We start from the raw sequence: 10,001 nt of genomic DNA on the forward strand, positions 1-10,001 counted from the left end.
CTTCACCGGACCCCGAACCCACCACGGCCGGCTCCTCGCCGTCCGCCGCCGCGTCCGCCTCCGCCGCCTGCTCGTCGTCCGTCGCCGCACCCGTCGCTCTCGGTTGCTCTCCCGCGGGATTCGCGTCCGCCTTCAGCTGCTTGTCCTCGGGGCGCGCGTCCGCCGGTTCGGCCGACGGTTCCGCCGTGGCGGAGTCGGTGGCCTCACGGGGGGCCGTGTCAGGCTGGGCCTCCTCGGTGCGGGCTTCCTCGGCGAGGTCCTGCTTGGTGGTCATTCAGACTCCTCACGGCGGCGGGCGGCCCGGCCCGTCGCGATCCAGCCCACGATCCCACCGCTGGCCACCACGGCGAGGAATATCCCGACAATCAGGGGAGTGGTGTTCAGCGGGATGGGGGACGCGGGGTCGGTGGCCGCCACGGCGCTGGGCGACGCGGTGGCCTCGGGGCTCTTGTTCGGTTTCTCGGTGTCCTTCGCCACCGGACGAGCGGACGCGGCGGGCGTGGGGGTGTCCGCCGGTCCGGCGGCGTCCTGGTGATCGTCCGCATGGGAGTCGCGGGAGTCGCCCGAGTCGTGGGAGGGGGCGGGGCAGGAGCGCAGCGCGGGCACGGTGGGCGGGGCGATGGCGCTCGCGTATTCCTCGGCAGGGGTCGGCCCGCCCGGCACGCTGAAGATGAACGCCGCCCTCCCGTAAACGGTGTCGCCGGTCCGGCGGCTGATGTCGCTCGACAGGCTGAGCGCGGTCGGCATGATGCTGAGCAGGTGGTGCACGTTCCGCTCCGTCTCCGGCGAGAACACCGGCTGGTGCGGCAGTCCCGCCGCCGTCAGCAGGCACGAGAATCCCGGCCGCGACTTCTTGATCGCCGTGTCGAGCTGGGCGAACACCCCCGGCCCCCGGTCGAGGAAGGTGTTCAGGTCGGCACGGGAGTCCCGCAGCGTCCCCGTGACCGTGCGGAGGTCCGTGATGCCGGAGGCCAGCTCGCCCCGCTTCCCGGCGAGCGTGTGGGTGAGGTGGGTGAGCTGCACCGACAGGGAGTCGAGCACGTCGGCGTTGTCCGCCAGCGTGCCGGTCAGCGAGTGGGCGTCGTCGATGATGTTCCTGATCGCGGGGGCCCGTCCATCCAGGGCCACGGCCAGCTCGTGCGTGATCGTCTTGGCGTCCTCCGGCGGCACCGCGTTCAGCAGCTTGCCCACGCCCTCGAACAGCTTCTTGTAGTCGAGCGGCACCGACGTCTTGGCCAGCGGGATCGTGTCACCGGCCGCGAGCGAGGGCCCGGTCACGCCGGTGGTGGGCGGCGAGAGCTCCACGTACGGCTCCCCGATGGCCGACTTGCGCCGCACCTCCGCCGTGAGGCCCTTCGGCAGCCGGACCTCCTTGTCGATGTCGAGACCCACGACGATCTTGCCGGGCGCCAGCCGCACGTCGCCGATCTTGCCGACCCGCACTCCCAGGTACGCCACGTCGAACCCCCGGATGAGGCCGGGTGACGAGACGAACTCGGCCGACACCCGGTACGGCCGCTCGATGGCGTCGAGCCGGATGATCGTGCTGAACGCCCAGACGGTCATGACGACACCCAGGGCGACAAAGAACCCTAAGTTCAGATAAATCCGGTTTCTCATCGCGGCGGCTCCAGCAGCAGGCGGAAGTCCTCGACCCGGTTTGGCAGCAGTGTGTCGTTCCCTGACGATCTCTGGGGCATCAGAACGCCCTTCAGCCAGAGGTAGATCAGCACCTGCCCGTTGACCGTGATCGGCGGCGCGTCGATGAACTTCTGGAGCCTCGCCACCAGCGTCTTCAGGTCCTCCTTGCCCCGCTGCATGGCCGACGAGATGGCCTCCAGCTCCAGGAGCAGTTTCCTGAGCCGGGCGGCGTGGCGGGGGTAGACGGTGAGGTTGGCCTCCTTGGCCAGCTTCGTCAGCGCGACGATCGCCTTCTTCACGTGCTTGCGCCCGTGCGCGATGCGCGCGGTGGCCGAGGCCAGCGTGCCCGGGAGCCGGTCCAGCTCGCCGCTGCCCTTGGCGAGGTCGTCGCCCAGCCGGGCCAGCGCGTCGATGCTGGTGCCTATGTCCTTGCGGGCCGCGGCGTAGGCGTCGGTCACCTCGGCCGTCTGCTTGATCAGCTTGTTGACGTCGTCGCCCTTCCCGCCGAAGGCGGTGGAGGCGGCGTCCAGGATGGCGTTCACGTCCTGGGCGCCGAGCGCCTCGATGAGCGGTCCCGCCTTGGCGGTGACCTGCTCGATGTCGGGCTCGACCGACGTCTCGGAGATGGTGGCGCCGTCCTTCAGGTACGGGCCCGTGGACAGGTCCCTGCCCGCGGGCGGTGAGAGCAGGACGTAGTTCTCGCCCAGCACCGACGTCTTGGCCACGGTGGCCGTGCTGCCCACGGGCACCCGGTGCGCGGACTGGATCGACATCGTCACCTTGGCCCGGTAGCCCTCCAGCCGGATGTCGGTGACCGTGCCCACCCGAACGTCGGAGATCTGCACGCTGTGCCCGGCCACCAGGCTCTGCACGTCGTCGAAGGCCGCGTACAGGGTCATGTCACCGGTGGTCGCGCCGAGCGTCTGCAGTGAGCACGACGCCGTCAAGGCCAGCGCCAGCACGGCGGCCAGCAGGCGGGCCCTCATCGCTGCCTCCCCTGCTGCTGGAAGGGGCAGTTGCTCAGCTTGGCCGGCAGGCACGGCACGTCGCCCAGGTTCAGCGCGTCGAACAGCGGTGTCAGCCACGCCCTGGTCATCGCGTTGAGCACGACGCGGATCTTCAGCACGTGCTGTTTCCTGTCCCACGAGTCGATGAGCACGTCGGCGAAGTCGGCCGCGCCCTTGACCGCCTGCGCCATGGAAGCGCTGTTGGCGCGTACCGTCAGCACCAGTTCGGCCAGCGTGCTCGCGGCCTGCGGGAGCCGTTCGGAGTACTGCTCAATGATCACGTCGCCGCGCCGCACGAAATTCGCCATGCCCGAGATGAACGTTCGCAGCCGCTGCCGCTCCTCCGCCAGGATCGAGCTGGCCTCGGCGAAGGAGTCGATCGCGCCCGTCACCTGGCTCTCGCGCTTGTTGAGGCTGGTGGCCAGCCGGTTCAGCCCCTTGGCCAGATCGACGAGCTGCTGGTCCTGCTTGGCCAGGGTGCCGGTCAGCTGGGAGGTGTCGGCGATGGCGTTGTTGATGGTCTTGCCGCGCCCCCTGACCCCGTCGGCCAGGGTGCTCGCCACGGAGCCCAGCTTCTTGTCGTCGAGCGCGTCGGTGAGCTTGGTGAACGCGTCGAGCGCGTCGTCGATCTCCACCGGAAGGTCCGTCCGCTCCAGCGGGATCGTGGTCCCCGGCGTAACCTTCTGGTCGCCGGGCTTCCAGGGGGGATAGAGGACGACGTTCCGCTCACCGAGCGTGTTCTGGGGCGCGACCACGGCCTTCACGCCGGCCGGCAGCGGCACCTGCCGATCGACCAGCAGGTCAACGCGCACTTTATCCCCATCAATGCGGATTTTGTCGACATATCCGGCGTCGAGGCCCATCACCTTCACCCGCGCCTGCTCGTACAGGGCGGGCGCCTTGTGGAAGATCGCCACCAGCCGGTACGGCTCCTCTCCCAGCACCGTGCACCCCGACGTCAGCAACACCCCGAGCAGCAGGACCGCCACCAGTCGTCTCACGGGTCGTCTCATCTGGCGCTCTTCCTGTCCTTCTTGATGGCGCCGAGCACCTCCGGGTTGATGGGGCCGAGGCCCGTGGCTATGGCCTCGAGCCACGGGCCCTGGCCGCCCATCGTGGACAGGCCGGAGAACGTCGGGCCTGCCCACGCGAGGAGCGAGTTGAGCTGCTTGTCGCTGTCGCTCAGCCGCGTCGTGATGGCCGCGTTGTCGTCGAGCACCTGGATGAGGGTCTTCTCGTGCTCGTTGATCAGCCGGGTCGTGCTGCGTACCAGGTCGCTGCCGTCGCCCAGCAGCGTGCGCAGCTCGTTGCGGCGCGCGCGCAGCTCGGCCAGCATGACCTCGATGGCGTCGATGAGCCGCCCGAGCTGCTTGTCCTTCTTCTCCAGGACGTTCATGATCCTGGTGCCGTTGTCGACGAGCCGTTGCAGCTGCGGCTGGCTCTTGCTGATCGTGTCCGACAGGTCGCCGATGTTGCGCAGCAGGCGGGTGATGCGGCCGCGCTTGCCGAGGTCGACCTTGTCGAGCTCGGTGAGCAGGTCGTCCACGGCGTCGGTGTCGAGACGCTGGACCAGCCGCGTCGCGTCCTTGATGGCGTCGTTGATGAGGGTGGGCACGCCGGTCCGCGTCACGGGGATGCGCCGCCGGCTCTCGGGCAGCTGGTCCATGTACGGGGCCGAGACGGCGCCGGTGAGCTTGACGTACCGGCCGCCGAGCAGGTTCGACAGGGCGATGTCGGCCCGGGTGCCGCGGCCGAGCCGCACGCCGTCGTCCACCTTCCAGGTGACGATCACGTACCCCTGCGTGTAGTCGGCGCGCACCTCGGCGACCTTGCCGACGCGCACCCCGGCGACCCTGACGTCGTTGCCGGTACGCAGTCCGCCGGAGTCCACGAACACGCCAGACATGTAGTAGCCGCTCTCCAGCAGCCCCAGGTTGCCCACCAGGAACGTGGCGACGAGGATCGCGGCCAGTGTGGCCATCGACACCAGGCCGACGGCGATCCTGTTGCGGTCGCGGAAGGATTTGAGCGCCATCACTCGCCCACCAGCAGCTTCTGCAGGTCCTTCGTGCTCTGGACCCTGGTGTTGCGCAGCGGGGGCGGCGCCTGCATCCCGTACGGGCAGGGCGCGGCGCTCAGCGCCACGCACGGGACCGCGGTGACGAAGTAGTGGCCGCGGTCCACGGTCTGGTACGCCCGCGCGAACAGCGGCTGGAACGTGCTGACCGTCTTGTCGATCTCGCCCACATGCCGCCTGATGCCGCCGGTCAGCCCGGACAGGTTGTCGACCAGGCGGCCGAGCTCGTCGGCGTTCTTGCCGAGCACCTCGTTGGAGGTGTGGACGGTCGTGGACAGCTCCACCAGAGCCTGGTCGATCAGCTGCCGGTTGTCGGCGAACGCCTCGGAGAGCGTGACGAGGTTGTCGACGAGCTCCTCGATCTGCTTGTCGCGCCGGGCGACCACGTCGGTGACGGTGGCGTAGTCCTTCAAGAGCTGCTCGATGGTCTTCTTACGTTCGTTGACCGTGGTCGTGATGGCGTTGACGTTGTCAAGCAGCCTCGGGATGTTCTGCTCGTTGCCCTTGAGCGACTTGGCGGCGGCGGTGAGGAGCTGGTTGATCTGGTCGGGGTCGAGGCTGCGGGTGAGCGGGCCGAGGTCGCTGACCAGCTGGCCGATGTCCACGACGGAGGAGGTACGGGTGATGCGCGACCCCGGCGGGAGCTTGCCGGGCGCGGTGCCGGGCAACAGGTAGACCACGCGCTGGCCGACGGCGTTGCGCCAGCGGATGGCGGCCTCGGTGTCCGCCGGCACGGTGATCCCCTCCTGCACCTCCATGGTCACCTCGGCCCGGCCGTCCACCACCTTGATGGTGTCCACCTGGCCGACGGGCGCTCCGGCGATCTTCACCTGGTCGCCCTCGACCAGCCCCGACACGTCGTCGAACACGGCGACCAGGTTGTAGCCGCCGCCCGTGCTCACCCTGGCGATCTGCACGGCGATCACCGCGATCAGCGTCACGCACAGGCCGATGAAGAGCAGGAACCGGGCGAACGTCCAGGCGCGCCGCATGTCAGCGCCTCCCGTCGGTCGGGCCGCACGCGCCGACGACCAGCTCGCAGATGTCGGTCGCGACGAACGCCTCCACCTGGAGCTGGCGGCTGTTGCCCGGGCCCGGCGCCTCGATCAGCTCGTTGAGCAGGTCCACCAGCCTGTTCAGGCCGCGTACGCCGTCCCCGGCCAGGCCGAGCTGGGCGTAGATGAGCGCGGCCACCCGTTCGCCGGAGTGCACGCCGGCCCGCAGGTCCTGCCGGTGCTTGGCCAGCCCGTGCGCGCCCAGCTCGGAGATGGAGGTGACCTCCTGCAGTAGAGCGCGTACCTTGTCGGCCCGTGCGAGCAGGTCAGGGGTGATGACGTTGACGTCGGAGGAGATCGCGACGAGATCGTCGCCCTTGTCCTGCAGGGCCGTGCCGAGCAAGGCGGCGTCGTGCAGGAACTGCCTGGCCCGCCCGCGCTGCCGGTGCGCGACGCCGACGAGCGTGCCGGCGTCGCCGATCAGCTCGCGCATGTTCTCGCCCTCGCCGTCCAGGCCCTTGGCCAGGGTGTGCACGATGACCGTGACCTCGCTCGGATCGACGGCGTTCAGGCCGCGGTAGGCGGCGCCGAGCGTGTCGGACAGGTCCAGCGGGCCCTCTGTGGCGGTGATGACGGCGCCGCTGGACAGGTACGGGCCGGTGGTCTCGCCGGAGCCGGGCTTGAGGTTGAGGAACTTGGGGCCGAACACCGACGCGGGCTCGACCGCCGCGACCGTGGACTGCGGCACCTTGACGCCGGGGTCGACGTGCATGGTGACCACGGCCTTGCCCTTGACGTCGAGCGACAGACCGGTCACCTCGCCGATCTTGATGCCGCGGATCTTGACGGGGGAGCCTGCGTCCAGGCCCTGCCCCGCGCGGGCGAACACGGCGTCGATCCTGGTCCCGCTGATCTCGGTGGCGGTGCGGACCACGTACAGGGTGGCCGCCGCCAGGACGACGAGCACGGCGAGCGCGATGCCCACCCGGGCGGCGAGGGGGAGTTGGAATCGGGTCACCGGCTCACCCCGTCAGCGGTATGTTGCCCCCGCCGCCCCAGAACAGGTACGACAGCAGCAGGTTGAGCAGCACGATCGTGACGATCGACTGGCGGATGGCACGGCCCGCCGCCACACCCACGCCCACCGGGCCGCCGGTGGCGTGGAAGCCGTGGTAGCAGTGGATGACGATGACCGCGAAGGCGAAAACAGCGACCTTGGCGACGCTGAACACGATGTCGCTGACCGGCAGGTACAGGTAGAAGTAGTAGTCGTACACCCCAGGCGCCAGGCCGAAAAGGACCGTGCACATCATCCGGGTGGCGAAGAAACTGGCGAAGAGCGCGATCAGGTAGATGGGTGTCAGCGCCAGCAGCGCCGCCACGACCCGGGTGCAGATCAGGTAGGTGAAGGCGTTGATGCCCATCACCTCCAGCGCGTCGATCTCCTCCGCGATCCGCATCGCGCCCAGCTCCGCCGTGAACGACGAGCCCACCTGCGCCGCCAGCGCCGTTGCCGCGATGATCGGGGTGATCTCCCGGACGTTCGCGAAGCTGCCCACCAGGCCCATGAACGACTCCGCGCCGATCGCCTGCAGCCCCTGGTAGCCCTGCAGGCCCACGGTCGCGCCCACGACGAACGCCATCGTGAACACCACGAAGACCATGCCACCGCCGATGACGGTCGCCCCGACGCCCACCACGACGTCGCTGACCTGCCTGAGGACGACCTTGAAGTACTTGAGCCGCAGGATGACGTCGCGTACGGAGTAGAACAGCACCTTCCACACGAACAGCGGCCAGTCGGCCAGCGTCGCGAAACGCTCCGCGACGTCCCGCCCCCGCAGGGCGAGCCTGAGACCAGCCGTCCGTGTCACCATCACCGGGTCACCATCACAGCGACCTCGGAGGATAGGCGAGGAAGTAGACGGCCGAGATCACGTAGTTGAACGTGAACACCAGCATGAACGTGACCACGGTCGCCTGGTTGACCGCCCGCCCCACGCCGACCGGGCTGGTCGCACAGGTCATGCCCTTGTAGCAGGCGACGGCCGCCGCGATGAACCCGAAGATCCACGCCTTGAACAGCGTCACGTACAGGTCGGAGGCGACGACCAGGGAGAACGCGCCGTCGAAGTACGCACCCGGGGTGACGCCCTGCACGATCACATTGAAGAAGTAGCCGCCGGTCGCGCCGGCCAGGATGACCAGCGGGCACAGGCACACCGCGATCGTGCTGGCCGCCCACATGCGCGGCGTGACCAGGCGGTGGATCGGGTTGATCGACATGACCTCCATCGCGCTCAGCTCGTCGCGGATGTGGCGCGCGCCGATGTCGGAGGTCATCGCGCTGCCGCCGGCCCCGGCGATCAGCAGCGCGCTGGCCAGCGGCGCCACCTCGCGGATCAGCCCGACGAAGACCGCGCTGCCCGTGGCGGAGCTGGCGCCCAGCTGCCTGGCCAGCTCGCCCACCTGCAGCGCCACGGTGGCGCCCAGCGGCAGGGCGACGAGCAGGACGGGCACGCTGGTGACGCGCGCGAGGAACCAGCACTGCTCGACGAACTCCCACCACCAGCGCTTGACGTCCCAGCTCCTGCGTAACGCCTCCAGGACGATGACGAACAGCTCGCCGACCTGGCCGAGCGCCGACCCGGCCCGGCGTCCGACATATCCGGACAGGGTCATCGGCCGCCCGTCCGCGCGCGAATTACCGCCATGACCACCTCCGCCGCCTACGGATGAGTCGCAACCCTACTGACGGGTTATCTAGTAGTCGATGACTTCGTGGGAATTTGCGCGAAAGGTATGAGACGCAGGTCACATCTTGTCAGTCAGGTACGAAACGTGATCGCCCCGTTACACCGGTGCCCTCTTGACTCCGTCCCTAGGGGATTGTTTGCCTGGACCCAGGCTTGGAAGACTGAGGGGCAGAGGTGGTGCAGATGCTCATCGGGACGATCCTCCGCGCCAAGGGCAGCGACGTGGCGACCGTGACGCCAGAGGCCACAGTGCGCGAATTGCTGACCACGCTCGCGGAGCGCAACATCGGAGCCGTGGTGGTCTCCACGGACGGCTCCACCATTGAAGGCATCGTGTCCGAGCGCGACGTCGTACGCCGTCTCCACGATCGCGGCTCCGCGATCCTGGACGGCCCGGTGTCGGCGATCATGACGTCGGAGGTGCACACGGTGGGGCCGGGCGAGAACGTCGAGTCGCTGCGGCGGACCATGACCACGCAGCGGTTCAGGCACATGCCCGTGGTCGAGAACGGCCGGCTCGTGGGCATCGTGAGCATCGGCGACGTGGTCAAGAGCGCGATCGAGGAACTGGAGACGGAGAAGGCGTCGCTCGTCGACTATCTCCACCGTTGACAGTGATGGCACGCTTGGTCCGTGACGTACGGGCCGCCCCCTCCTGAATATCCGCGCGCGACGAGCAGTCCGCCGATCATCGTGCTCGTCGCCGGGCTCGCCGCACTGCTCGGGTTCCTGCTGGGGGTCTCCGTGGGGTCCGGCGATTCCACGACGTCGTCGGACGAGTCCACGCCCCGCGTCACGGTCACGGTCGAGGACACCCAGCCCACGGAGCCGGAGGTCACGGGGCCCACCGAGCCGTCACCGACTCAGACCGGACCGTCTCAGGCTGGACCGTCTCAGACCGGCCAGCCCGTGCCCAGCCAGACGCAGCCGGGCCAGACGCAGCCCGGTCAAACGCAGCCGGGTCAGACGCAGCCCGGCCAGACACGGCCGGGGCAGAGCGGCCCGCCCAGCGCCGGGACCAGCACCGGCCCCGCCATCAACCCGGCCTCGCTACGCACGCTCGTGGTGGGCACGGACATCCAGCCGGGCACCTACCGCACGACCGGCCCCACCGGGGGATTCAGCATGTGCTACTGGGCCAGGCTGCGGAGCGCGACCGGCGAGATCATCGCGACCGGCATGCCGAAGGGGCCGGCCAGCGTCACCATCGACGCCACGGACAAGGCGTTCCTGACCGGCGGATGCGCGGAGTGGACCAAGGCCTGACGCTTTTGTGCGTCAAACCCTGGACAAGAGAGCAGGAAAGCGCAATTCTGTGCGGCAAACGAGAAGGGAGACACGCTCCAGCGTGCTGGCGTGAGTCCTGCAGGTATGGGCCATGCCACTCCGGCGTCCCTGGCGCGGACGCGGTGCGGAGAGTGCGGAACAGCGCGCATCGCCACTAATCCCGAACCCGCTCGTTCGCGAGGAGTGACATGCGACCATCCGTGCTCGTCTCCCTGGCCGCGCTCGCCGCCACCACCGC

The 10,001-nt window shown here is 69.2% G+C and carries 11 protein-coding genes; 2 read left to right on the plus strand and 9 right to left on the minus strand.

Annotated features, from left to right (window positions below):
* The 9 genes from AB0J09_RS43530 to AB0J09_RS43570 form a co-directional block, all read right to left on the minus strand.
* Positions 1-274: hypothetical protein (locus AB0J09_RS43530; RefSeq protein ID WP_360704792.1), on the minus strand; the 274-nt coding region annotated here is incomplete at its 3' end.
* Entirely contained in the window at positions 271-1,620 is a 1,350-nt protein-coding gene (locus AB0J09_RS43535; RefSeq protein ID WP_360704795.1) for an MCE family protein, read from the minus strand. The genes AB0J09_RS43535 and AB0J09_RS43530, both read right to left, overlap by 4 nt.
* Positions 1,617-2,627 carry an MCE family protein gene (locus AB0J09_RS43540; RefSeq protein WP_360704798.1) on the minus strand — a complete coding sequence of 337 codons (1,011 nt, stop codon included), beginning with the start codon at positions 2,625-2,627 and terminating at the stop codon, positions 1,617-1,619. Before AB0J09_RS43540 ends, AB0J09_RS43535 begins: the two co-directional genes overlap by 4 nt.
* Positions 2,624-3,649: an MCE family protein gene (locus AB0J09_RS43545; protein ID WP_360704801.1), complete on the minus strand. Its 1,026-nt coding sequence runs from the start codon at positions 3,647-3,649 to the stop codon at positions 2,624-2,626. The genes AB0J09_RS43540 and AB0J09_RS43545 overlap by 4 nt, the downstream gene beginning before the upstream one ends.
* Positions 3,650-3,657: 8 nt before the next feature.
* Positions 3,658-4,683, minus strand: a complete 1,026-nt coding sequence (locus AB0J09_RS43550; RefSeq protein WP_360704804.1) for an MlaD family protein — start codon at positions 4,681-4,683, stop codon at positions 3,658-3,660.
* Positions 4,683-5,717 carry an MCE family protein gene (locus AB0J09_RS43555; RefSeq protein WP_360704807.1) on the minus strand — a complete coding sequence of 345 codons (1,035 nt, stop codon included), beginning with the start codon at positions 5,715-5,717 and terminating at the stop codon, positions 4,683-4,685. Before AB0J09_RS43555 ends, AB0J09_RS43550 begins: the two co-directional genes overlap by 1 nt.
* 1 nt (position 5,718) lies before the next feature.
* Positions 5,719-6,738, minus strand: coding sequence for an MlaD family protein (locus AB0J09_RS43560; protein ID WP_360704810.1), 1,020 nt, complete (start codon positions 6,736-6,738; stop codon positions 5,719-5,721).
* Positions 6,739-6,742: 4 nt separating this feature from the next.
* The gene (locus tag AB0J09_RS43565) at positions 6,743-7,597 is read right to left on the minus strand and encodes an ABC transporter permease (RefSeq protein ID WP_360704813.1); all 855 of its coding nucleotides are present in this window, start codon (positions 7,595-7,597) and stop codon (positions 6,743-6,745) included.
* A gap of 13 nt (positions 7,598-7,610) precedes the next feature.
* Complete coding sequence (locus AB0J09_RS43570) at positions 7,611-8,402, minus strand: ABC transporter permease (RefSeq protein ID WP_360704816.1); 792 nt, start codon at positions 8,400-8,402, stop codon at positions 7,611-7,613.
* Positions 8,403-8,659: 257 nt separating this feature from the next.
* Between AB0J09_RS43570 and AB0J09_RS43575 the strand changes: the two genes are divergently transcribed.
* The gene (locus AB0J09_RS43575; RefSeq protein ID WP_360704818.1) at positions 8,660-9,088 is read left to right on the plus strand and encodes a CBS domain-containing protein; all 429 of its coding nucleotides are present in this window, start codon (positions 8,660-8,662) and stop codon (positions 9,086-9,088) included.
* 21 nt (positions 9,089-9,109) lie between these two features.
* The gene (locus tag AB0J09_RS43580; protein ID WP_360704821.1) at positions 9,110-9,742 is read left to right on the plus strand and encodes a hypothetical protein; all 633 of its coding nucleotides are present in this window, start codon (positions 9,110-9,112) and stop codon (positions 9,740-9,742) included.
* Positions 9,743-10,001: the final 259 nt, after the last annotated feature.

It is taken from the genome of Nonomuraea sp. NPDC049784 (genome assembly GCF_040659615.1).
Lineage (GTDB): Bacteria > Actinomycetota > Actinomycetes > Streptosporangiales > Streptosporangiaceae > Nonomuraea.